The following is a 20,326-nucleotide window of genomic DNA, read 5'->3' as shown; positions in this document are numbered from 1 at the left end:
GAACTCTAGTGTCGTTCGCTTATATAGCTCGCAATGGCGCGCTTAGGTTCCTGGATCGAGTCCCACCCGGAAGGGATTTACGTCCGTCCCGCGGACGCGTGGATCGATCCGTCGCAGCCGAAGGATCGGGCATGGGTCACGCATGGCCACTCTGACCATGCCCGCGGTGGACATGGCGCGGTGCTTGCCACTCCGGAGACGCTGGCGATCATGGCAACGCGCTACGGACCGCAGCCGCGCGGGCAGGGGATTGCCTATGACGAAACCATTCGCGTCGGCGGTGTGGACGTCAGGTTCGTCCCCGCCGGCCATGTGCTTGGCTCCGCCCAGATCGTGATGGAGCACAAGGGCGAACGCGTGGTCGTGTCGGGAGACTATAAGCGCAGGCCGGATCCCTCCTGCCCGTGCTTCGTGCCCGTTCCCTGTGACATCTTCATCACTGAGGCGACGTTTGGATTGCCGGTCTTCCGTCATCCCGACACCGGCAGCGAGATCGACAGGCTGCTTCACCGCCTCCACTCGGACCCGAGCCGGTGCGTGCTCGTAGGTGCTTATGCGCTCGGCAAGGCGCAGCGCATCATCACCGAGCTCCGCGCGCGGGGGCACCACGATCCGATCTATTTCCACGGCGCGATCGAGCGATTGAACCAGCTCTACGAAAGCTTCGGCATCGCGCTTGGCGAACTTCGCCATACCGGTGGCGCGTCCAAGCAGGAGATGGCTGGCCATGTCGTGATCGCACCGCCGGGAGCGCTCAACGACCGCTGGTCCCGGCGTCTACCCGATCCGGTAACGGCGATGGCTTCAGGCTGGATGCGGATCCGACAGCGCGCGCGCCAGCGGAACGTCGAGCTTCCGCTGATCATCTCCGATCATGCCGACTGGGATGAGCTTACGATAACAATCCGCGAGCTCGCGCCGGCAGAAGTGTGGATCACGCACGGTCGCGAGGAAGCGCTCAAGCATTGGTGCATGACGCACCAGATCAAGGCGTGCGAGCTGAACCTGGTGGGCTACGAGGACGAAGACGACTGACCCGACGCTTGCCCGAGCCTGATGTGCTGTAGCTCCCTGAGCGCGCGATCCCTGTCGATCACCAGCGCCGCGGTCTGGGTAATGAGGTCGACGAGCAGCAGGTCGCGGATCGTCGGCTCGCGCGGCTCGCGATGGTACATTGCGAACGTGCCCAGCACCTTCCGCCCGCGGGTCAGGATCGGGATCGACCAGCAGGCGCGCAGACCGTGCGGCAAGGCCAGCTGCTTGTAGTCCGCCCATAGGGGATCGGTCGCGATGTCGGACACGAACACCGCGGCGCCGAGGTATGCGGCGGTGCCGCAGGAGCCGCAGCAGGCGCCGATCTCGGCTCCGTCGATCGCCTTCATGTAAGTTTTTGGCAGGCTGGGCGCGGCGCCGTGGCGCAAATGCTTGCCGTCCGGGTCGAGCAGCAGGATCGAGCCCATGACGCCCGTGCTCGACGACGATTCGACGATGTCGATCAGTGCGCTCAGCGTCTCTTCCAATGGGCTGTCGCCGATCGCCAGCTCGAGCACCTTGCTGTGCGCCGTGCGCAGCGCCTGGCTCCTTTTGTCATCGGTGACATTCTGGCCCTGGATGAAGACGCCGGCGGGATGTCCCTCCGACGGTGGGATCGGCTGGAAGACGACATCGGCCAGGATCTCTTCCATCGAGCCGTCCGACCGTTCGACCGCCAGAGGCATGCCCTGCGCAACGAACGCCTCGCCCGAGCGGGTCACGCCATCGAGAATCTCGTCCACGCCCTGCTCAATGAATTCGGGAAGGCCGTCGGACAGGATTTTCCCGGCCAGCTCACGACCGCCGACCATGTTGGAAAAGGCACGGTTGGCGATCGCGATCCTGTGGCTCGGACCCTCCACGAGAAGCATGAAGCCGGGAGCGTGCTCGAACATGAGTTGGAGCCGTTCCCGCTCGTGATCGCGGTGACGTGGAGACATTTGCTCCAGCATGACGCCGCCATACAGCAACGGCGTGCGCCAGTCACTCAAGACGATCCGTCGCTAGTGAGCAATCTCGACGCGCTTCACGCCGGACTTGGCGAGTTGCTCGTCGATCTGCGCAACGAGGCGCTCAACGCCTGCTTCGTCCTTGGCTTCGGCGCGCGCAACGAGGACATCCTGCGTATTCGACGCCCTGAGCAGCCACCAGCCGTCGCCCGTGCTCACCCGCACCCCGTCAGTGTCGTCCACCTTGGCGCCGTCCGCGGACAGGCGGTCGCGGACCTCATCGACGATCGTGAACTTGCGGCTCTCGTCGACCTGGAAGCGCATTTCCGGGGTGGCCATGGTCTTCGGCATGGCATCCATGATCCCGGTGAGCGAGCGGCCCGAGGCGCTGACCGCCTCGATCAGCCGGATTGCGGCGTAGAGGGCGTCGTCGAAACCGTACCAGCGATGCTTGAAGAAGATGTGCCCGCTCATCTCGCCCGCAAGCGGTGCTTCCGTTTCCTTCATCTTGGACTTGATGAGGCTGTGCCCGGTCTTCCACATCAGCGGCGTTCCGCCCAGCTCGGCGACGCGGTCGAAGAACATCTGGCTCGCCTTGACGTCGGCGATGATCGTAGCGCCCGGCCGCTCCTTCAGCACCGGTTCGGCGAGGATCATCAGCAACTGGTCTCCCCAGATCACGCGACCGGTGCCGTCGACCGCGCCGATACGGTCGCCGTCCCCGTCGAAGGCGATCCCGAAATCGAGCTGCTCGCTCGCAACCAGTTCCTTGAGGTCGGCGAGATTGGCTTCGACCGTGGGATCGGGGTGGTGGTTCGGGAAATTGCCGTCGACCTGGCTGAAGATCACGTGGTGCTGTCCGGGTAGCCGGTCGACGAGCATGTCGAGGACTGGCCCCGCCGCGCCGTTGCCCGCATCCCAGCCGACCCTATAGGCATTGCCCGAGAAGCCTTCGAGCAATCGATCCACGTAGGCGCTGCGAACATCGACTTCCTCGATCGTGCCCGAGCCTTGGCTCCAGTCGCCGGCTGCGGCGCGGCGCCCAATCGCCTGAATTTCGGCGCCGAAGACGGACCGGCCTTTGAGGAGCAGCTTGAACCCGTTGTAGTCGGCCGGATTGTGGCTGCCCGTGACCTGGATGCCTCCGTCCACATCGAGGTGATAGGTCGCGAAATAGAGCATGGGCGAGGGGCCCATCCCCACCATGACCGCGTCCACGCCCCCTTCGGTCAACCCGCGCACGAGCTGCGCTTCGAGTGCCCCGCTGTGCGTCCGTCCGTCACGGCCGACGGCGATGCGCTGCGCGCCTTCATCACGAGCGAGCGCCGCATACGTCCGGCCGAGCGCGTAGGCGTCGGCCTCGGTCAGCGTGTCTCCGACGATTCCGCGAATGTCATATTCGCGGAGGATGGTGGGGTTGAACCGGTGAGTCATTTCGCCGCCTTACGCAGGGGCGGCGCTTTGGTTCAACCGACGGCGGCCAGCTTCTGCTCTTCCTGGCCGGGGATTCCGAGGCCGGCGATCATCTCGCGCAGCTCCTGCCGGGCCGTGATGTGGGCAATGCCGACTTCGCCCAGCTGCTGCAGGTCGAGCAGGGTCAGGCCTTTCGGGAACAGCTCGCGGTAGATGACGCGCTCGCCCAGGCCGGGAATGACTCGAAAGCCCACGCGGCGGGCCAGCTCGTCGAGCGCGGCTCCGACGCGTCGCAAATTGTGGCTCTCGATATGCTGCAGGCGGTTGCGAAGCACGACCCAGTCGACGCTCTTGCCGGTCTGCTTGGCGCGCGCCGTCCGGCTGTTCCAGATCAGCTCGGCATAGAAGCTCGGCTTGGTGATCTTGTAATTTTCCGGATGCACCTGGCCGATCAGGTCGAGGTCCACGAAGCTGTCGTTCATTGGCGTGACGAGCGTGTCGGCGCGCAGGATCGCGGAACGTGCCAGCTCATCGTCGCGGCCCGGCGTGTCGACGACCAGCACGTCCGCTTCCATCGAAAGTCGGTCGATCGCCGCTGCAAGCGCGTCTTCGGTGTGATCCTCGAGCACCTCGTAGGATGCCTGCGGCAGATCTTTCGCGAGCCGGCGCATCGTGGCGTCGCGGTTTTCGAGATAGCGCGTCATCGTCCGCTGGCGGCTGTCGAGGTCCAGAGCCGCGACCCGATGGCCGGAAGCCGCGAGCGCGACGGCCGTATGGACTGCCGTGGTCGACTTGCCGGTTCCGCCCTTTTCATTGGCGAAGACGATGAAATGCGGTTGGCTCATGGCTTGATCTTTTCCCCTACGGCATCGAAACGCCGCCCCGTTAACAGGTTTATAAGAGGCCGCGCCCGCGTGCAAACCGTTCGTAGCAGTGAAGAATTGGCGTTTGTGCGCGAAAAACTGCGCGGCGGGGCGACATTGGCCCTCGTGCCGACCATGGGCGCGCTCCACGCCGGCCACATCGCGCTGGTCACCGAAGCGAAGCGCAGGGCCGACCGGGTCGCGGCGACCATCTTCGTCAATCCGACACAGTTCGGACCGTCGGAGGATTTCAGCCGCTACCCTCGGCGTGAGGCCGAAGACGCATCCATGCTCGAAGAGGCCGGCTGCGACTTGTTGTGGATGCCCGCGGTCAGGGACATTTACCCCGAAGGTTTCGCGACGACGGTCCGCGTCTCCGGCATCAGCGAGCGATGGGAGGGCGAGGCGCGCCCCGGCCATTTCGACGGCGTGGCTACCGTAGTCGCGAAGCTGTTGCTCGCGATGCGGCCCGATGTGGCGCTGTTCGGCGAGAAGGATTTCCAGCAGCTCGCCGTAATCCGGCGAATGGCTGCGGACCTTGGTCTCGGGGTCGAGATCGTTGGTGTCTCGACGGTGCGCGAACCGGACGGCCTGGCTCTGTCGTCGCGCAACGCATATTTGTCTGCTGACGAGCGGCAGCATGCGCTGGCGCTGCCTCGTGCGCTCCATGATGCGCGCGAAAAGATCCTTGGCGGTAGCTCCGTCGCCGATGTCCTGCAGGCAGCGCGAAGCTCGCTCGTCGACGCCGGCTTTTCCCGGACCGATTATTTCGCGCTGGTGGATGCTGACACGCTCGAGCCGATCGAAGCTCCGGCGGGTGCAATGCGCCTGATTGCTGCGGCCGTGATCGGCACGACGCGGCTAATCGACAATATCTCCGTCTGATCATGGTTTTTCGCCGTTAACCATTTCTTTGGGATCGGCGGACGAATTTGTCCTCATAAAGGATTGAGGGGGACAATTCATGGGTGCCATCAGCCAGAAGAGCGCGGAGTTCCTGATCCGCAGCCGTCTTGCAGACGCGGAAAACGGCGACGTCGACGCATTGTTCGAGCTTGGCGTGACCTATTCCACGGGTCGCGGCGGAGCTGCGGTCGACCTGATCGAAGCGCACAAATGGTTCAATCTGGCGGCGCTGTCGGGTTGCACTCGCGGGCAGCAATGCCGTGCCGAGATCGCAGCCGAGATGACCGCTCGAGAGATCGCCGAAGCACAACGTCAGGCGCGGGCCTGGCTTAGCGCTTGCGGCTATCAGCGCCGCGCCGCTTAACGAACCAGTATCGTCTCCACGCGGGAGTTGGCGCCGACCGGCCGCTCCTTGCCCAGGCTGACGGCTGTCAGCTGGGCGGCGGGAACGCCCATCAGAACGAGGAAATCGCGGACCTCCTGCGCCCGCCGAGCTCCGAGGGCCAGCGCATGGTCGCGCGTGTCGAGCGGGCTCGCATGCCCCTCGATGCTGACCACCACCTCGGGATGCTGCCTTAGCCACTGCGCCTGCGCCGTGAGATTGGTCTTGGCGGCGGGAACGAGGCCGAAGCTGTCCCCAGCGAAATAGACCGTGTTGCCCCCGGTGCGCGCAAGGAAATCCGCACGAAGAGCATCGATGCCGACCAGCACGGGTTGCGCCGGCTGCCGTCCGGGCAGCACCCGCTGTACCACAGGCGGCACTCGAAGCTGGGCGCTCGCCTCGGCGCCGATGAGGAGGCCAACCGCGGCCAGAAAGACTGGCGGCCGTGTCATTCGCGCGCCCCCGACCAGTCGGGGTCCGCGGCGTCCTGCGGGACAGTCACTTTGCGCGGCTCCCCTCCTGACAAGGTCACGCGATAAATTCCGGGCCGGCCCGCAACATCAACGCGCTGGAAAATGAGTTCGCGGCTGCTCGCGGCCCAATTGGCGCCCTCGTCGCGTGGCCCGCTGGTAAGCACACGGGCATCGGTCCCGTCTGCCTTCATGATGCCTACTCGCAATCCGTCGTTTCCGCGGCTCGTAAATGCGATCATCTCTCCATCCGGGCTCCACTCGGGGGCGGCATACCAGCCCCCGCCGAAGCTGATCCTGCGCTGGTTCGATCCGTCGGCGCTCATGACGTACAGCTGCTGAGTTCCAGAGCGATCGCTTTCGAAAAGGATGCTGCGCCCGTCGGGCGAGAAGCTCGGGCTCGTGTCGATTCCCGGTGAGGTCGTGAGGCGCTGCGGATAACCCCCGGTTGCGCCTGTCACGTAAATGTCTGTGTTCCCGCCGTTGGTCATCGAGAAGACGACGCGGTTGCCGTCCGGCGAAAAGCGAGGCGAGAAGCTCGGCAAGCTGGTCCCGGCGAGCGGGCGTTCCTCGTTCGAATCCAGGTCGCGCACCAGGATGTGCGGTTGTCCGCCACTGAAGCTCACATAGGCGAGGCGCTCCCCGTCCGGCGACAATCTGGGCGTCGTCACCAGCCCGTCCGGAGGCGTTACATAGCTGTGGTTGAGTCCATCGCTGTCCATCGTCGCGATGCGGCTCGATTGCGCCGTGCCGAAACCGGTCCTTGCGACATAGGCGATGCGCGTGTCGAAGATGCCCGGCGCGCCCGTCAGGCTCTTATAAGCAAGGCCCGAGCATTTATGCGCTGCGCGCCGCCAGTCGTCTGGAGCGACGACGAAGCCCGTGCGGCCCAGTTCGGTGCCTTTTTCGGTATCGTAGACATAGCAGCCGACGGCGAGACGGCCGTCTGGCCTGGCCTGGACGAAGCCAGTGAGCAGCGCCTTTGCGCCTTTTGCTCGCCATCGAGAAAAAGTCGGCGCCGTGACTTCCGGATAGGAATAGAAGTCTTTCTGCTGGTTCGGCGGCAGCGCAAGCACTTCGCTGGTCGTGCGGAGATCCTGTGCGATCAATTCTGTCGCCTGCCAGGCGATCGCCAGCGTGCTTCCGGCGCTAGTCTGCTTGTCCGCGGGCGAGGACAAGGGCGGCACCGCAATCACGGGCACGGCCTGCTGCGCGGCTGCTGGCACGGCGACGGCCGCCGCCAGCATCGATATCAATAGCTTTTTCACTTCCGGTTGATGATCCCGTTGAACTTCTCGACCCATTCCTTGGGTTGCCGCTGCGGACGCCCGTTCGCATCCAGGAACGCCGCGGTCACCCGTCCATCGGTCAACAGTTCACTGCCCCGGATGACTCGCTGATGAATCTGGACCGATGCAGCTCGGACAATGTCGACGGTGCTGACGACGACCAGGTCATCGCCAAGCCGCGCGGGCCTGAGATATCTGATGTTCGCCTCCGCGACATAATAAGCGCCGCCGCCGCCATCGAGCACATCGCGCTGGTCGACCCCAACCGCACGCAGCATGTCCGAGCGCGCCCGCTCCATGAACTTCAGATAATTGGCGTAATAGACGACGCCTGCGGTGTCCGTATCCTCGAAATAGACGGTGAGGGCGAAGTGATGCTCCGGCCCGATGAAGCCGCCGCGATAGGGGGTGTCGAAATCTGTCATTTGCCCGCGCGGTCTCCGACCTGTCTCATCAGGTCGCCCTCGGCGATGGCCATATCGGCGAGATGCATTCCCCAGCCGGGCAGGAACATGCCAAGCACCGCCACTTCGCCGCCGATGCGGTCGGTCCTCTTGTCCTTCGGATCCGCGTTGGTGCGCACCGACAGATAGCCTCGCTGCCCCTCGTTGACGCACCGTGCCGAGACCAGACCTTCCGTCCGGACATAGGGGGTCGGCGGCGCGCCGTCGGTCGACCATTGCACCGGACCGCCGGGGACCGGCAAGGTCGAGCGGGTGAAGAAATAGCTGTCGAGGCTCTCCCAGTTACGCGAGCCGGGCCGAGCCGGATTGACGCAAGCGACCGTCATCCCCGGTTTGTCGGCATAGCCGAAGATGGCTCCGGGGGGCGGCGCGTTCTTCTCGCGAAAGCTCGTCCAGGTGATGACGCAGCCGGTCTGGCTTGGGCCGTTGCACAAGGGCGTTTTCTTGAACGTTCCGCCGACCAGGCGCCCCTGCGGGACCAGCACGTTGTAACCCGGTATGATGGCCAGCTTCATCCGCCGCGCGACGTCGGGCTTGGTTTCGATCTCGCGCGCGATCAGCTGCTGGATCATCAGGCTGCCCTGGCTGTGCCCGATCAGCACGAACGGACGGCCTGCGTTCCTGGTGGCGATGTAATTGCGCCAGGCCGCGACCACGTCGCCATAAGCCAGAACCGCCGCCTGCGTGATGTCGACGCCGGCCGCATAAGCCGCGACCGACGCGAGGGTCATCTGGCGATAGACGGGAGCGAAGGGACGGCAGACGCCGGCAAAGCGAGCGAACTGGCTCTCGGTGGCCAGCTTTTCCTCGCGACCCGGATTCATGTCGCTGTTTAGCCCCGCATCGCTGGAAACCGTCGGATAGACGTAGAAGCAGTCGATCGCGGGATTATTGGCGACGGTGCTACGACCCACGGAGCCATAACCGTTCGAATTGAGCGCCGTGGTCGGCAGCGGCGTGGAGCAGATGTCGGCCCGGCCGGGCAAGCAGAGCCAGCCGGAGTCTTTTGCATAATCTGGGGCTGCAGCGGCCGCTCGCGTCTGGGCGCCGGCGGGGGCCGCTGCGGCAAGCGCGGCAGCGGCAAGAATGAAGGCACGCATTACTTGGGTGACGCTCCCTGGTCGAACAATCCCGCCTGGCCTCCTTTCGGTACCGGCAGCCCAAGATGGGCATAGCCGCGGCCGTTCAGGCAGCGCCCTCGTGCAGTGCGAGCGATGAGGCCCAGCTGAATGAGGAAAGGCTCGATCACGTCCTCGATCGTGTCGCGCGGCTCCGACAGTCCGGCGGCAAGCGTCTCCACACCGACCGGCCCGCCCCCGTAGAGATCGGCGATCATCGTCAGATAGCGCCGGTCCATGGCATCCAGGCCGAGCGCATCGATTTCGAGCCGCGACAAGGCGCGGTCTGCCGCATCGGCGGTGATCGTGTCGCTGCCGGAGGCATGTGCGAAATCCCGCACGCGCCTGAGCAGCCGCCCGGCGATTCGCGGGGTCCCGCGCGACCTGCGCGCAATCTCCCGCGCGCCGTCGTCGTTGAGCTCGGCGCCGAGAAGGCGCGCCGCACGGCGGATGACCTGCTCCAGCTCTTCGACAGTGTAGAAGTTCAGCCTCACCGGAATGCCGAAGCGATCCCTAAGCGGTGTCGTCAGCAGACCCTGCCGCGTCGTTGCGCCGATGAGCGTGAAGCGCGGCAGCTCAATCCGAACCGAGCGCGCTGACGGTCCTTCGCCGATCATCAGGTCCAAAGCCCGGTCCTCCATGGCCGGGTAGAGCACCTCCTCGACCGCCGGATTGAGCCGGTGGATCTCGTCGATGAAGAGGACGTCGCCGTCCTCGAGGTTGGTCAGCAGCGCCGCAAGGTCGCCGGACTTGGCGATCACCGGACCGGACGTGGCCCGGAAGCCCACCCCCATTTCCCGCGCGAGGATCCCGGCGAGCGTGGTCTTGCCGAGCCCGGGAGGGCCGTGGAGCAGCACATGGTCGAGCGCCTCGCCCCGTCCCTTTGCGGCATGGACGAACACGCGCAGATTCTCGCGCGCGGCCTGCTGGCCGATGAACTCGTCGAGGCTCTTTGGGCGAAGCGCCGCGTCCGCATCCTCGCTGGTGCGCTCGGGCGTGGTGATGCGGGCGGGGTCGGTTGCCATCGCTCCCTGATTCGCAGATGCATGGGCGCTCGACAAGAAGCGTGAGGGGGAAGGGGCATGCAGGTCGATCGGCGGTCCATGATGATTGGAGGCGCCGCGGTGCTCGCCTCGGCGCCCGCCCTGGCGCGCAAGGCGGGCGGGGACTGGTTCGACCGGGCGATCGTCATCGATGCCCTTGGCGGCACCGACGATCCCTATGGGACCGAGGGCGTCACCCGATTGAGCGACCGCGCGTGGAAAGAGACGCTCGCGACCGGCGTTACGGTCGTCCGCGACACCGTCTTTCCGGTGGGCAACTCGGCCGACGGCTGGGCCGAATATCAAAAGGACATCGCCGCTAGGCACGACCTCCTGGGTGCAAATCCCGACCGCCTGCTTCTGGTTCGCCGCGCCGCCGATATCCTGGAGGCCAAGCGCTCACGCATGTTCGGCGTTATCCTTGGTACCCAGGACACGTCCATGGTCGGCCCTGAGCTCGATCGCCTGGCGCAGTTGAAGAAGGACGGGGTGATGACCGTCCAGCTCACCTACAACAATCGCAACCTCGCCGGCGATGGTGCGCTCGAGCCTGCCAATGCGGGGCTTTCGAAGCTCGGCCGCGCGACGATCGAGCGGATCGAGGCAGAGAAGCTGCTACTCGATCTCAGCCACGGCGGAGCGCGCACCATGGCCGAGGCTGCCGCGCACGCCAAACGTCCGCTCGTGATCAGCCATACCGGCGCGAAGGCGCTTACCGATCATCCCCGCAACACGGCTGATGAAACGATCAAGGCGGTTGCGGACAAGGGTGGCGTCGTCGGCGTCTATTTCATGCCGTTCCTGACGCTCGACAGCCACCCGAAAGGAACCGACCTCATTGCCCATATCGAGCATGTGGCGAAGGTCGCGGGTGAGGATCATGTCGGCATCGGCACCGACAATGGCGTGCTTCCGACAATGCTCGACGCTGAGACGAGGAAAAAGCTCGACGAGTGGCAGAAGCAGCGCATCGATGCCGGCATAGCCTCGCCGGGCGAGGCGATCGGCGTCTATCCCTTGCTCTCGGACTATAACAGTATCGACCGCTACCGGCGCCTGGCGGGTGACCTGGCGAAGCGGGGCTGGACCCAGACGCGGCTGGAGAAATTGTTCGGCGGCAATTTCCTGCGGGTATACAAGGACGCTTGGGACGGGTGATCACATGTGCTCGATGTCCCCTGTTACCTCGACCCAGTGGTGCTTGCGCGACTCCCAGACCGAGTAACCGGGCTTGAAGAAATAGGGGTCGTCGAACGCGCCGAGTGGGACGGCGATCAGATCGTCGAACTTGTCGTCGAACTTGCCGTCGATCTCATAATAAACGTCGGACCCGCATTCGGGGCAGAAATGAAAGGTGGCCCGATTGCCGCTGTCGGCGACCTTGATGAAGGTTTCCGAGCGGCCCTCTATCCCCACATCCGCCTTCGGCCAGCGGGCCTGCGCGGCAAAGGCGCTGCCTGAGCGCTTCTTGCAATTGAGGCAGTGGCAAACGGACATCCGGACCGGCTCGCCCCTCGTCGTCGCTTTCAGCTGCCCGCAGCGGCAGGATGCAGTGCGTTCCATCATTTGTTCAGCGCCCTTTCGATCCTTCGCCAAAGCTGCGCAACGGCTTCGACCGGCGCGGCCGATCGAGGCAGCAGCTCGCCGATCGGCGCGCGCAGGTCGCTCATCCGCTCGTATGCGCTGGCCATCGGAATGGTCGGCCAGCCTTTGTGTTTCTCTAGCTCCGCCTGGTGGATCGCGCGCCGGCGATCGACCATCGAGAATACCGGGGCGAGCGTCACCTTGGGCCCTTTCTTGCGCGCCACATGGGCCTTGATGACGTCGAGCGAGCGCTGCGACAGCGCGGAAGGAATGACGGGGACAACCACCAGGTCGGATGCGCGCAGGATCTGGTCGGACGTATCGGTCAGGCCCGGGGGGCAGTCGATTACGATCCGGTCGTAGTCGCGCTCGAGCTCGGCGGCGACCTTCGCGAGGCGCTTGCGCTTTCCGAGGTCGTGAAACGCATAGTCGAGCGAGCGCAGGCTGTCGTCCGCCGGAAGGATGTCGATGCCCGCCGTGTTCGAGGGTTTGATCAAGCTTGCGGCATCGCCGTCGCGCGTGATGCTCGATCGCGCGCCTTTGCTGAGGGGTTCTTGGCCCAGGATGTAGCTGGCCGCGCCCTGGGCATCGAGGTCCCACAGCAATGTCCGCCGCTTCGACAGCGCCGCGCTCGCCCAGGCGAGGTTCACTGCAAGCGTCGTCTTCCCGACGCCGCCTTTCGCGCTGTAAACCGCTATGATCATCGCATCCGACCCTCGAACGGATTGATGTCAGTTCCGTGACAGTCATTGCAGCATTGAGCGCAGCAATACGTCCGGGGAATCTCCTACTTGGCTGCCTTTTTAAGCGCCAGTCGAACCAGCGCATCGAGCGAAGCGTCCGCGCCGAGCTCGTCCTGGGCCGCATTGACCGCCGCGCTCGCTTCGGCGGGCTTGAACCCGAGGTTCGACAGAGCTGACAGCGCATCCGCGGCTGCTCCCGCGCGCGGAGCAGGAGAAAGCGAAGCGCCGAGGCCCGCCACGCCAAGCTTGCCCTGGAGCTCGTTGGCGATGCGCATCGCCAGCTTGGGCCCGACGCCGTTCGCGCGGCCGATCATCGCCTTGTCTCCCTGGCTGATTGCGCGCGCGAGGTCGTCCGGCGAAAGGACGGAGAGGATCGCAAGGGCGAGCCGTCCGCCGACGCCCTGCACGCTGGTCAGGGCCCGGAACGCATCGCGTTCCACGGCCGACCCGAAGCCGAACAAGGTCCAGGCATCCTCCCGGACCTGCAGCTCGGTCAGGATCAGCACTTCGCCCCCGAGCGGCCCGATCGCATCGAGCGTGCGTCCGCTCATGTGCACGAGATAACCGACGCCACCAACGTCGATGACGGCGCCGTCTGCGCCGATCTCGGCAAGCGTTCCAGTAAGACGCGCGATCATTGTCTAACGGCTAATGCCGGAGCGCTTGCTCGCCAAGTGGTGAGCATGGGTAATCGCCACGGCCAGCGCATCGGCGGCGTCGGGACCGGCGATCGGCGCCCCAGGCAGCAGGCGCGCAACCATTGCATGGACCTGGACCTTTTCGGCATTGCCGTTGCCGACGACCGCTTTCTTGACCAGCCGGGCGGCATATTCCGCAACGTCGAGGCCGCCGCGCGCCGCGACCATGATCACGACCCCGCGCGCCTGGCCGAGCTTCAGCGTCGACTGCGGGTTCTTGTTGACGAACACTTCCTCGACGGCAGCGGTGTCCGGCTTCCGATCGGCGACCAGGGCGTCGAGCTGGTTCGCAAGATGTGCCAGCCGGCGCGGCAGCTCCGCTGTCGTGTCCGTCTTCAGTTGCCCATTCGCGATGTGGCGGAGGCGATTGCCTTCGGCCTCGATCAAGCCCCAGCCGGTCGTCCCAAGTCCTGGGTCGAGGCCGAGGATCTTCACGTCAGGCCAGCTTCTCGAGCTCTTCCTCGGGCACGTCGTAATTGCCCCAGACGGTCTGGACGTCGTCGTCTTCCTCGAGCGTGTCGATCAGCTTCATCAGCTGCTCGGCGTCGCCGCCACGGACTTCGACCTCAGTCGACGGTTTCCAGGCTAGCTTCGCGCCCTCGGCCTCGCCGAGCATCGGCTCCAGTGCGCGCGCGACCTCGTGGAGGCTGTCGATGCTGGTCCAGATGCGGTGGCCGTCCTCGTCGCTTTCGACGTCGTCCGCGCCGCCCTCGATCGCTGCCTCGAGCACCTTGTCGGCATCGCCGGCGCTCGCCGGATATTCGATCAGGCCAAGCCGCTCGAATCCGTGGCTCACGCTTCCGCTCGCGCCGAGGTTGCCGCCATTCTTCGAAAAGGCCGTGCGGACGTTGGTCGCGGTCCGGTTGCGATTGTCGGATAGCGCTTCGACGATCAGCGCCACTCCGCCAGGACCGAAGCCCTCGTAACGGATCTCCTCGTAATTCTCGGCATCGTTGCCTGTCGCCTTGTCGATCGCCCGTTGGATGTTGTCCTTCGGCATCGACTGCGCGCGAGCCGCGATCACCGCGGCACGCAGCCGCGCATTCGCGTCCGGATCGGGCAAGCCCATCTTCGCCGCGACCGTGATCTCGCGGCTCAGCTTGGAGAAGAGGGCTGAGCGCTTCTTATCCTGCGCCCCCTTCCGGTACATGATGTTCTTGAATTTGGAATGGCCCGCCATGGCTGTTTCTTATTCCAAACCGAGCGCCGCGCGATAGGTCTCGAGCACGGCATCCTGTTCCTGGCGGGTATGGGTCTCCATTTTCCTCAGGCGCACGATCATCCGCATGATCTTCGGGTCGTAACCGTTGGCCTTGGCCTCGGCATAGACGTCGCGGACATCGTCAGCGATGCCCTTCTTCTCTTCCTCGAGACGTTCGATCCGCTCGATGAACAGCCGCAGCTGATCCGCCGCGACACTTCCTTCCGCCATGTTTGACGAACTCCACATCCAGTTTGTTGTGATTGCCTGCCGCTAGAATCGGCCGCCCGGTCTGTTAGCCGCGGCACGCACTGAAGTCACGAAGCAAGCTGCTCCGCCTTTGGGCAGGTTTCGGGCGCGACCAGCTCGTCGGGTCGCTGCGCTACCGCATTTATGAAGATCATCTCGTTCAGGAATCGGTACAAGGCCTTGCTGTTGTCGAGGAGGATCCCGCCCCCGCGCAAGGCCGTCAGCTCCGCGATGATTTCCTGGGTCAGTTCGCGGTACAAGGGGAGGCCCTCGTCGGACGTTCCAAAGCGCGCCCACGCGGCCATCCAGCTTGTGACGAACCGATCCAGCGCTCGCCAAACATCGTTGAGCTGGGGGTGGGGCAGCACATGTTCGCGAAGGAAGGCGAGATGACCGCGGATCTCCCACGGCGACATGACCTTGGGAGAATTGACCTGTTCATAGGCGATCGGCTCGGCGGCACGGCTATCCGGTTCAAGGAAGAACTCATCCGCGCCTCCATTTTGCGCGCCATCAACCAAGTCCCACAATCGTGCCCCTCCCACGGTGTCGAGGACGAGATGGACCCGCCTTTCGTCCCCATCGTTGCGGACGCCGTGGCCGTGGTAGGAGTCGAATGCCCAGCACTCTCCGGCTTGCATGTGCACGGACTGGTCGGCGCACATGAAGGTCACCTTCGGGTTGGTGATGACCGGGATGTGTATCCTCAAGTGCGTGCGCCAGTAATAATGGCTGTCCACGTGCGGCGGCACTTCGCGTCCCGGCCCCAGGCCCATCAGGCGGCTGCGGCCCCACACAGCGCCGAGCTCGGCCATGATTTGCATGATGTAGGGACAGGCGCGGAGCGCCTCGGTCGGGAACATCGGTCCCGCGAGATCATCGGTCGCCGATCCTCTTGGCGTGACGAGCCTGACCGCATCATTGCCTTCGAAGTTCGAAGGATGCGGCTGCCATGCGGAGGAGGGCAGCGCCTGCACTTCCGCGGCGAGCCGCTCCTCGGAGAAGGAAATGGGCAATTTCAGGAGTGGTTGGGTCAGGCGCATTCAGAATATCCTGTGGACCAGGCTCCCATTTTACGGGTGACGTCCGCCAACGCAAAAAGGGGCGACCCCGGGAGGAGCCGCCCCTTTGTACTCAAAAACCGAAAGGAAGCTTACTTGAGCTCGACGGTGCCGCCGGCTTCCTCGATCTGCTTCTTGATCTTCTCGGCTTCGTCCTTGTTGACGCCTTCCTTGATCGGCTTCGGCGCGCCTTCGACCAGCGCCTTCGCTTCGCCCAGGCCAAGGCCGGTGATTGCGCGGACTTCCTTGATCACGTTGATCTTCTTGCCGCCGTCGCCGGTGAGAATGACGTCGAATTCGTCCTTCTCTTCAACGGCCGGAGCGGCAGCGCCGCCGCCAGCGGCCGGGCCGGCAACCGCGACCGCGGCCGCGGCAGAGACGCCCCACTTCTCTTCGAGGGCCTTGGCGAGATCCGCGGCCTCGAGGACGGTCAGTTCAGACAGCTGGTCGACCAGCTTTGCAATGTCAGCCATTTGATACTCCTTTGCGGGGCAGCGCCCCATGTGTCGTGCGTTGATTGAAAAAGGTCGGCCTTAAGCAGCCTGAGCCGCATAGGCGCCGAAGACCCGGGCAAGCTGCGCGCCGGGCTCGTTGACGGTGCGGGCGATCTTGCTCGCGGGAGCCTGGATGAGGCCCACGAGGGTCGCGCGCAGCTCGTCGAGCGACGGAAGCGAGGCAAGCGCCTTGATCCCGTTCACATCGAGCACGGTGTCGCCCATCGCGCCGCCGACGATCTCGAACTTGTCGGTCGTCTTGGCGAAGTCCACCGCGACCTTTGCGGCCGCGACGGGGTCGGTCGACGTTGCAAGCGCGGTCGGACCCTTCAGAAGGTCTCCGATCGGGCTGTAACGCGTGCCGTCCAACGCGATGAGTGCAAGCCGGTTCTTCGCAACTTTGAACTGGGCGCCGGCGTCGCGCATCTTCAACCGCAGCTCCGTGGACTGCGCCACGGAGAGCCCGAGATTGCGGGTGACGACCACCACGCTGGTCTCGGAGAAGACGTCCTTCAGCGCGGCAACCAGATCGGCTTTTTGCGAACGATCCATGCCAACTCCAACATTTCGACCGAAGCGGACTCCGGCCGAGGTTCAACAAATACCCAGGCGAAATCGCCTGAGCGCTCGTGTCCGTGGGGCATTGGATCGATGGCGCTGCCAGCAGCAACGCACGACGGGGCGCAAATCGCGCTCCGGTGATTCCTGTCCCCGTCTAGGCTGCAGATTAAGAGGGTCTCCGGAGAGAGGGCCTCGGCAGCTGTCTCGGACGAGTGCGACCGGCCGGGGCCGGACGCGAAGCGCGCCTATAGCGGAATCGCGCACATGATCAAGTCGTTGGCCCTCTGGGAGCCAGGAACAGAAAATCCCGAGCGAGGCGGAAACCTCGCCCGGGACCCCCTGTTGCCCCTTCCGCTCGCGGTGAGCGGAGAGGTTCGCGATTAGCGGCCGCGCTCGCCCGAGTTCGCCGGAGGCGGCGGGGGAGGCGGAGCCGGCGGCAGCGGGCATGCGTCCGTCGCCAGGATCACCGAACCGTCGGCGCAGGTCTGCGTCGCCGGAGCTGCCGGCGGCGGCGGCGGAGGCGGCGGGGGCGGAGCAGCCGCTACCGCGCCGAAGTTGTAGACCAGGCTCGCGAGCAGGCTGTGCGAGCTGTAGTGGCCCGACAGGCGCCCACCGAACGTCACGTCATCGAAGTCGAAGCTGTCGTTGAAGTGCAGGTCGCCGGTATGGAAGTAGCGATACTTCAGGCCGAGATCGATGTTTTCGCTGATCGGGGTGCGAACGCCGGCGAGCAGCTGCCATGCGAAGGCGCTGTCGCTGTCGCTGTCGCCGAACGCGCTATACTTGACGCCGGCGAGGCCGATGCCGGCTCCAAGGAAGCCGTTCACGCCATTCTCGTTGCCGAGGTCGACGAGGCCGTTGATCATGCCCGACATGACGCGGGCGTGGCCGCCGAGGTCGAGATCGTCCTGCGTGAGGTAGAGGTCGAACTCGTCATTGATCGCGTCCAGCACGGAATCGTCGACGTCGACGTCGTCAAGCGACGAACGCTTCAGGCCGAGCTCGGCTTCGAGCCGGAACATGCCGAAGTCATAGCCGCCGACCAGGTCGATGTCGTAGCCGGTGTTGTAATCGATCTCGAACGCATTGTTCTCGTCCGCGATCGTTTCGCCGTCGGCCGTCACGTTGACGTCGACGTCGGTGTTGTTCGGGAAGAGGATGCCGCCTTCGAGGCCGATGTAGCCGGCACCGTCTCGCGCCGCAGCAGGAGACGCCACCGCGAGACCCGCGGCGGCGAGAAGCAGATACTTTTTCATTTATAACCCCTTTTACTAACTCCCGAGGGAGCAGGGGCCGGTTAGTTCGCCGGACGGTAACAATCCACTAAATTGTTGCGGTGCAGCATCGACCGGGGGCGCTTCTTGCGGCGCAGCAACAGAAAGCGAAAGTCCCGGGCGAAGCAGGACGCCTCGCCCGGGACCTCGATCGCCAGACCTTGGGTAGGTGCTGGCTTGGGACTTAGCGTCCGCGCTCGCCGCGCTCGACCGGCGGCGGCGGAGGCGGAGGCGGCGGAGCCGGGCATGCGCTCGTCGCCAGGATCACCGACCCGTCCGGGCAGGTCTGCGTCGCCGGAGGAGCCGGCGGCGGAGGCGGAGGCGGAGGCGGCGGAGGCGGCGGAGCAGCGGCCGCGCCGAAGTTGTAGATCAGGCTCGCGAGAAGGCTGTGCGAGCTGAAGTGATCGTTGATGCCGAAGGTCGCGACACCTCCGCTGACGCCGGTGTCGGTCGCGTCGAAGGCGAAGCTGTCCGAATAATTCAGCTTTCCGGTGTGGAAGTAGCGATACTTCAGGCCCACATCGATATTGCTGCTGACCGGCGCGTAGACGCCGGCGAGGAGCTGCCACGCCCAGGCGCTGTCGCTGTCGCCGAATTCCTTGACGCTGGCGCGACCGAAACCGCCGCCGACATAGCCGCCGACGCCGCCGTTGCCGCCGAAGTCGAGCAGGCCGTTGGCCATGAACGACCACACCTTGGCGGAACCGCCGAGGTCGAGATCTTCGTTGGTGAAGTCGGTGCCCGCACCGGCGTTGATCTCGTCAAGCACATCCGCGTCGAGCGTGATGTTGTCGTTCTTGGCGCGCTTGTAGCCGACCTCTGCTTCGAGGCGGAACATGCCGAAGTCGTAACCGCCCACGAGGTCGAGGTCATAGCCGGTGTTGAAGTCGAGGCCGGCAACATTGTCGGCGACGACGTCGGCGACGTCGGTATTGTCGTCGAAGTCGACCACGGCATCAATGTCCTGGTCCTTCGGGAAGAGCACGCCGCCTTCCAGTCCGATGTAGCCGGAACCGTCGCGAGCCGCGGCGGGAGTCGCCACGACGGCAACCGCTGCGGCGGTAGCAAGCCAAAGTTTACGCATGAGGATAGACCCCTTTTGTGGTTGAAGATGAACCCCTGTTCGAACCCCCGAACAAAGACCTTCCGCTTTGGTTGCAGTGCAACAACCTGATGGGGTGACTCTGTAGAAAACTGTTGCATTCACGACACAGCCGAACCGTTGGCACGAGGCGACGACCCGAGACGAAGAAGGCCGGACGTTTCCGCCCGGCCTCCATTTTTTCGCAGTTGCGAGAAGCACTTAGGCTCCCGCGATCTCCTCCAGCGCAACTTTCACGCCCGGGCCCATGGACGAGGACACCGAAAGCTTCTTCACGAACTTGCCCTTCGCTCCCGACGGCTTGTTCTTGATGATCGCATCCATGAACGCGCGGAAATTCTCCTTGAGGTCGTCCTCGGAGAAGCTCGCCTTGCCGATCCCGGCGTGGACGATGCCCGCCTTCTCGACGCGGAACTCGACCTGGCCCGACTTGGCGTCGGTCACCGCCTTGGTGACGTCCATGGTGACGGTGCCGAGCTTCGGGTTCGGCATCAGCCCCTTGGGGCCCAGCACCTTACCGAGGCGCCCGACGACGCCCATCATGTCCGGGGTCGCGATGACGCGGTCGAAATCGATCGTGCCGCCCTGGATGGTCTCCATCAGGTCCTCGGCGCCCACGACGTCCGCGCCTGCGGCCTTGGCCTCGTCGGCCTTGCCGCCCTTGGCGAACACGGCGACGCGCACGGTCTTGCCGGTACCCTTGGGGAGGTTGACCACGCCGCGCACCATCTGGTCCGCGTGGCGCGGGTCGACGCCCAGGTTCAGCGCGACCTCGACGGTTTCGTCGAACTTGGCGGTCGCGTTGGACTTCACGAGGCTGATCGCCTCATCGACGCCGTAGAACTTCTCGCGGTCGACCGCGGTCAGGGCCTTCTGCCTCTTCGTCAGCTTCGCCATCTCTTAGCCCTCCACCACGTCGAGGCCCATTGCGCGGGCGCTGCCTTCGATGATCTTCGACGCCGCGTCGAGGTCGTTGGCGTTCAAGTCCTTCATCTTCACTTCCGCGATCTCGCGCAGCTGCGAACGGCGGATCGTCCCGGCGCTCGCCTTGCCGGTCTCCGAGGAGCCCTTCTGGATCTTCGCCGCCTTCTTCAGCAGGAAGGACGCGGGCGGCGTCTTGGTGGTGAAGCTGAACGACCGGTCCGCATAGACGGTGATGACGGTCGGGATCGGTGCGCCCTTCTCAAGCTCCTGCGTGGCGGCGTTGAACGCCTTGCAGAACTCCATGATGTTGACGCCGCGCTGGCCGAGCGCCGGGCCGATCGGCGGCGCCGGGTTCGCGGTGCCCGCGGGCACCTGCAGCTTGATATAGCCGGTGATTTTCTTTGCCATGGTCTCACTCTCGTTTTGTCTCGCTGGACCCCGGATCAAGTGCCCGGGGTTCGACGAAGACGTCGAAGTTTAGCGGTCCAAGCGGATGCCGAGGCAT

General features: G+C 64.8%; 25 protein-coding genes. 4 read left to right on the top strand and 21 right to left on the bottom strand.

Going from position 1 to position 20,326, the window contains the following annotated elements; translation table 11 throughout:
- The first annotated feature begins 33 nt into the window (after positions 1–33).
- Complete coding sequence (locus LZ538_RS03600; protein ID WP_249830622.1) at positions 34–1,035, top strand: ligase-associated DNA damage response exonuclease; 1,002 nt, start codon at positions 34–36, stop codon at positions 1,033–1,035.
- Here the strand turns inward: LZ538_RS03600 and LZ538_RS03595 are convergent.
- The 3 genes from LZ538_RS03595 to LZ538_RS03585 are packed head-to-tail and all read right to left on the bottom strand — an operon-like array spanning position 1,014 to position 4,240.
- On the bottom strand, positions 1,014–2,024 hold the full coding sequence (locus LZ538_RS03595; RefSeq protein WP_249830621.1) for a GAF domain-containing protein: 1,011 nt from the start codon (positions 2,022–2,024) through the stop codon (positions 1,014–1,016). The genes LZ538_RS03600 and LZ538_RS03595 overlap by 22 nt on opposite strands.
- Positions 2,025–2,036: 12 nt before the next feature.
- Entirely contained in the window at positions 2,037–3,416 is a 1,380-nt protein-coding gene (gene pgmG, locus LZ538_RS03590; protein ID WP_249830620.1) for a phosphoglucomutase/phosphomannomutase PgmG, read from the bottom strand.
- A gap of 32 nt (positions 3,417–3,448) precedes the next feature.
- Positions 3,449–4,240, bottom strand: coding sequence for a division plane positioning ATPase MipZ (locus tag LZ538_RS03585; protein ID WP_249830619.1), 792 nt, complete (start codon positions 4,238–4,240; stop codon positions 3,449–3,451).
- A gap of 69 nt (positions 4,241–4,309) precedes the next feature.
- Here LZ538_RS03585 and panC point away from each other — a divergent pair, with 69 nt between their 5' ends.
- Together panC and LZ538_RS03575 are read left to right on the top strand one after the other, a co-directional pair.
- A complete protein-coding gene (gene panC, locus LZ538_RS03580) occupies positions 4,310–5,143 on the top strand; it encodes a pantoate--beta-alanine ligase (protein ID WP_249830618.1) in 834 nt (277 codons plus the stop codon).
- A gap of 79 nt (positions 5,144–5,222) precedes the next feature.
- Complete coding sequence (locus LZ538_RS03575) at positions 5,223–5,528, top strand: SEL1-like repeat protein (protein WP_249830617.1); 306 nt, start codon at positions 5,223–5,225, stop codon at positions 5,526–5,528.
- Here the strand turns inward: LZ538_RS03575 and LZ538_RS03570 are convergent.
- Genes LZ538_RS03570 through ruvB form a run of 5 tightly spaced genes read right to left on the bottom strand, consistent with a single transcriptional unit; the run spans position 5,525 to position 9,912 of the window.
- Entirely contained in the window at positions 5,525–5,998 is a 474-nt protein-coding gene (locus tag LZ538_RS03570) for an OmpA family protein (protein WP_249830616.1), read from the bottom strand. The two genes, LZ538_RS03575 and LZ538_RS03570, sit on opposite strands and share 4 nt — an antisense overlap.
- Positions 5,995–7,284: a Tol-Pal system beta propeller repeat protein TolB gene (gene tolB / locus LZ538_RS03565; protein ID WP_249830615.1), complete on the bottom strand. Its 1,290-nt coding sequence runs from the start codon at positions 7,282–7,284 to the stop codon at positions 5,995–5,997. The genes LZ538_RS03570 and tolB overlap by 4 nt, the downstream gene beginning before the upstream one ends.
- Positions 7,281–7,730: a YbgC/FadM family acyl-CoA thioesterase gene (locus LZ538_RS03560; RefSeq protein ID WP_249830614.1), complete on the bottom strand. Its 450-nt coding sequence runs from the start codon at positions 7,728–7,730 to the stop codon at positions 7,281–7,283. Before LZ538_RS03560 ends, tolB begins: the two co-directional genes overlap by 4 nt.
- Positions 7,727–8,869 carry a DUF3089 domain-containing protein gene (locus tag LZ538_RS03555; RefSeq protein ID WP_249830613.1) on the bottom strand — a complete coding sequence of 381 codons (1,143 nt, stop codon included), beginning with the start codon at positions 8,867–8,869 and terminating at the stop codon, positions 7,727–7,729. The genes LZ538_RS03560 and LZ538_RS03555 overlap by 4 nt, the downstream gene beginning before the upstream one ends.
- Complete coding sequence (gene ruvB, locus LZ538_RS03550; protein WP_249830612.1) at positions 8,869–9,912, bottom strand: Holliday junction branch migration DNA helicase RuvB; 1,044 nt, start codon at positions 9,910–9,912, stop codon at positions 8,869–8,871. Before ruvB ends, LZ538_RS03555 begins: the two co-directional genes overlap by 1 nt.
- Before the next feature lie 57 nt (positions 9,913–9,969).
- On the opposite strand from ruvB, the gene LZ538_RS03545 reads away from it, so the two are divergent.
- Positions 9,970–11,088 (top strand): dipeptidase, encoded by a 1,119-nt coding sequence (locus LZ538_RS03545; RefSeq protein WP_249830611.1) that lies wholly within the window; start codon positions 9,970–9,972, stop codon positions 11,086–11,088.
- On the opposite strand, the gene LZ538_RS03540 is transcribed toward LZ538_RS03545, so the two are convergent.
- The 13 genes from LZ538_RS03540 to rplK all read right to left on the bottom strand — a co-directional run bounded on the left by LZ538_RS03540 (position 11,089) and on the right by rplK (position 20,229).
- The gene (locus LZ538_RS03540; RefSeq protein ID WP_249830610.1) at positions 11,089–11,496 is read right to left on the bottom strand and encodes a GFA family protein; all 408 of its coding nucleotides are present in this window, start codon (positions 11,494–11,496) and stop codon (positions 11,089–11,091) included. It lies immediately after the preceding gene.
- Positions 11,493–12,218, bottom strand: coding sequence for a ParA family protein (locus tag LZ538_RS03535; protein ID WP_249830609.1), 726 nt, complete (start codon positions 12,216–12,218; stop codon positions 11,493–11,495). The genes LZ538_RS03540 and LZ538_RS03535 overlap by 4 nt, the downstream gene beginning before the upstream one ends.
- Before the next feature lie 83 nt (positions 12,219–12,301).
- Positions 12,302–12,895, bottom strand: a complete 594-nt coding sequence (gene ruvA / locus LZ538_RS03530; protein WP_249830608.1) for a Holliday junction branch migration protein RuvA — start codon at positions 12,893–12,895, stop codon at positions 12,302–12,304.
- A 3-nt stretch (positions 12,896–12,898) separates the two neighbouring features.
- Positions 12,899–13,390, bottom strand: a complete 492-nt coding sequence (ruvC, locus tag LZ538_RS03525; protein WP_249830607.1) for a crossover junction endodeoxyribonuclease RuvC — start codon at positions 13,388–13,390, stop codon at positions 12,899–12,901.
- A gap of 1 nt (position 13,391) precedes the next feature.
- Entirely contained in the window at positions 13,392–14,135 is a 744-nt protein-coding gene (locus LZ538_RS03520; protein ID WP_249830606.1) for a YebC/PmpR family DNA-binding transcriptional regulator, read from the bottom strand.
- A 9-nt stretch (positions 14,136–14,144) separates the two neighbouring features.
- Entirely contained in the window at positions 14,145–14,387 is a 243-nt protein-coding gene (locus LZ538_RS03515; protein ID WP_249830605.1) for a DUF2312 domain-containing protein, read from the bottom strand.
- An 86-nt stretch (positions 14,388–14,473) separates the two neighbouring features.
- The gene (locus LZ538_RS03510) at positions 14,474–15,448 is read right to left on the bottom strand and encodes an aspartyl/asparaginyl beta-hydroxylase domain-containing protein (RefSeq protein WP_249830604.1); all 975 of its coding nucleotides are present in this window, start codon (positions 15,446–15,448) and stop codon (positions 14,474–14,476) included.
- 110 nt (positions 15,449–15,558) lie between these two features.
- Positions 15,559–15,939: a 50S ribosomal protein L7/L12 gene (gene rplL, locus LZ538_RS03505; RefSeq protein WP_249830603.1), complete on the bottom strand. Its 381-nt coding sequence runs from the start codon at positions 15,937–15,939 to the stop codon at positions 15,559–15,561.
- Positions 15,940–15,999: 60 nt separating this feature from the next.
- Entirely contained in the window at positions 16,000–16,512 is a 513-nt protein-coding gene (gene rplJ / locus LZ538_RS03500) for a 50S ribosomal protein L10 (protein ID WP_249830602.1), read from the bottom strand.
- 389 nt (positions 16,513–16,901) lie between these two features.
- On the bottom strand, positions 16,902–17,777 hold the full coding sequence (locus LZ538_RS03495) for an outer membrane protein (protein WP_249830601.1): 876 nt from the start codon (positions 17,775–17,777) through the stop codon (positions 16,902–16,904).
- Between the two features lie 202 nt (positions 17,778–17,979).
- Positions 17,980–18,879 carry an outer membrane protein gene (locus tag LZ538_RS13180; RefSeq protein WP_283937541.1) on the bottom strand — a complete coding sequence of 300 codons (900 nt, stop codon included), beginning with the start codon at positions 18,877–18,879 and terminating at the stop codon, positions 17,980–17,982.
- Between the two features lie 219 nt (positions 18,880–19,098).
- Complete coding sequence (rplA, locus tag LZ538_RS03485) at positions 19,099–19,794, bottom strand: 50S ribosomal protein L1 (protein ID WP_249830600.1); 696 nt, start codon at positions 19,792–19,794, stop codon at positions 19,099–19,101.
- 3 nt (positions 19,795–19,797) lie between these two features.
- On the bottom strand, positions 19,798–20,229 hold the full coding sequence (gene rplK / locus LZ538_RS03480) for a 50S ribosomal protein L11 (RefSeq protein WP_249830599.1): 432 nt from the start codon (positions 20,227–20,229) through the stop codon (positions 19,798–19,800).
- Between the last annotated feature and the right edge of the window lie 97 nt (positions 20,230–20,326).

The sequence above is a fragment of the Sphingomonas hankyongi genome, assembly GCF_023516575.1.
Classification (GTDB): Bacteria; Pseudomonadota; Alphaproteobacteria; order Sphingomonadales; family Sphingomonadaceae; genus Sphingomicrobium; species Sphingomicrobium hankyongi.
Note: the sequence above shows the minus strand (reverse complement) of the source record. Positions and strands in the feature narration are given on the sequence as shown.

Excerpts from the sequence above, each read along its gene's own strand:
- LZ538_RS03600 (WP_249830622.1), top strand. The coding sequence starts at position 34 with ATGGCGCGCTTAGGTTCCTGGATCGAGTCCCACCCGGAAGGGATTTAC.
- pgmG (WP_249830620.1), bottom strand. The coding sequence starts at position 3,416 with ATGACTCACCGGTTCAACCCCACCATCCTCCGCGAATATGACATTCGC.
- LZ538_RS03585 (WP_249830619.1), bottom strand. The coding sequence starts at position 4,240 with ATGAGCCAACCGCATTTCATCGTCTTCGCCAATGAAAAGGGCGGAACC.
- LZ538_RS03575 (WP_249830617.1), top strand. The coding sequence starts at position 5,223 with ATGGGTGCCATCAGCCAGAAGAGCGCGGAGTTCCTGATCCGCAGCCGT.
- LZ538_RS03570 (WP_249830616.1), bottom strand. The coding sequence starts at position 5,998 with ATGACACGGCCGCCAGTCTTTCTGGCCGCGGTTGGCCTCCTCATCGGC.
- LZ538_RS03560 (WP_249830614.1), bottom strand. The coding sequence starts at position 7,730 with ATGACAGATTTCGACACCCCCTATCGCGGCGGCTTCATCGGGCCGGAG.
- LZ538_RS03555 (WP_249830613.1), bottom strand. The coding sequence starts at position 8,869 with ATGCGTGCCTTCATTCTTGCCGCTGCCGCGCTTGCCGCAGCGGCCCCC.
- ruvB (WP_249830612.1), bottom strand. The coding sequence starts at position 9,912 with ATGGCAACCGACCCCGCCCGCATCACCACGCCCGAGCGCACCAGCGAG.
- LZ538_RS03545 (WP_249830611.1), top strand. The coding sequence starts at position 9,970 with ATGCAGGTCGATCGGCGGTCCATGATGATTGGAGGCGCCGCGGTGCTC.
- LZ538_RS03540 (WP_249830610.1), bottom strand. The coding sequence starts at position 11,496 with ATGATGGAACGCACTGCATCCTGCCGCTGCGGGCAGCTGAAAGCGACG.
- LZ538_RS03535 (WP_249830609.1), bottom strand. The coding sequence starts at position 12,218 with ATGATCATAGCGGTTTACAGCGCGAAAGGCGGCGTCGGGAAGACGACG.
- ruvA (WP_249830608.1), bottom strand. The coding sequence starts at position 12,895 with ATGATCGCGCGTCTTACTGGAACGCTTGCCGAGATCGGCGCAGACGGC.
- LZ538_RS03520 (WP_249830606.1), bottom strand. The coding sequence starts at position 14,135 with ATGGCGGGCCATTCCAAATTCAAGAACATCATGTACCGGAAGGGGGCG.
- LZ538_RS03515 (WP_249830605.1), bottom strand. The coding sequence starts at position 14,387 with ATGGCGGAAGGAAGTGTCGCGGCGGATCAGCTGCGGCTGTTCATCGAG.
- LZ538_RS03510 (WP_249830604.1), bottom strand. The coding sequence starts at position 15,448 with ATGCGCCTGACCCAACCACTCCTGAAATTGCCCATTTCCTTCTCCGAG.
- rplL (WP_249830603.1), bottom strand. The coding sequence starts at position 15,939 with ATGGCTGACATTGCAAAGCTGGTCGACCAGCTGTCTGAACTGACCGTC.
- rplJ (WP_249830602.1), bottom strand. The coding sequence starts at position 16,512 with ATGGATCGTTCGCAAAAAGCCGATCTGGTTGCCGCGCTGAAGGACGTC.
- LZ538_RS03495 (WP_249830601.1), bottom strand. The coding sequence starts at position 17,777 with ATGAAAAAGTATCTGCTTCTCGCCGCCGCGGGTCTCGCGGTGGCGTCT.
- LZ538_RS13180 (WP_283937541.1), bottom strand. The coding sequence starts at position 18,879 with ATGCGTAAACTTTGGCTTGCTACCGCCGCAGCGGTTGCCGTCGTGGCG.
- rplA (WP_249830600.1), bottom strand. The coding sequence starts at position 19,794 with ATGGCGAAGCTGACGAAGAGGCAGAAGGCCCTGACCGCGGTCGACCGC.
- rplK (WP_249830599.1), bottom strand. The coding sequence starts at position 20,229 with ATGGCAAAGAAAATCACCGGCTATATCAAGCTGCAGGTGCCCGCGGGC.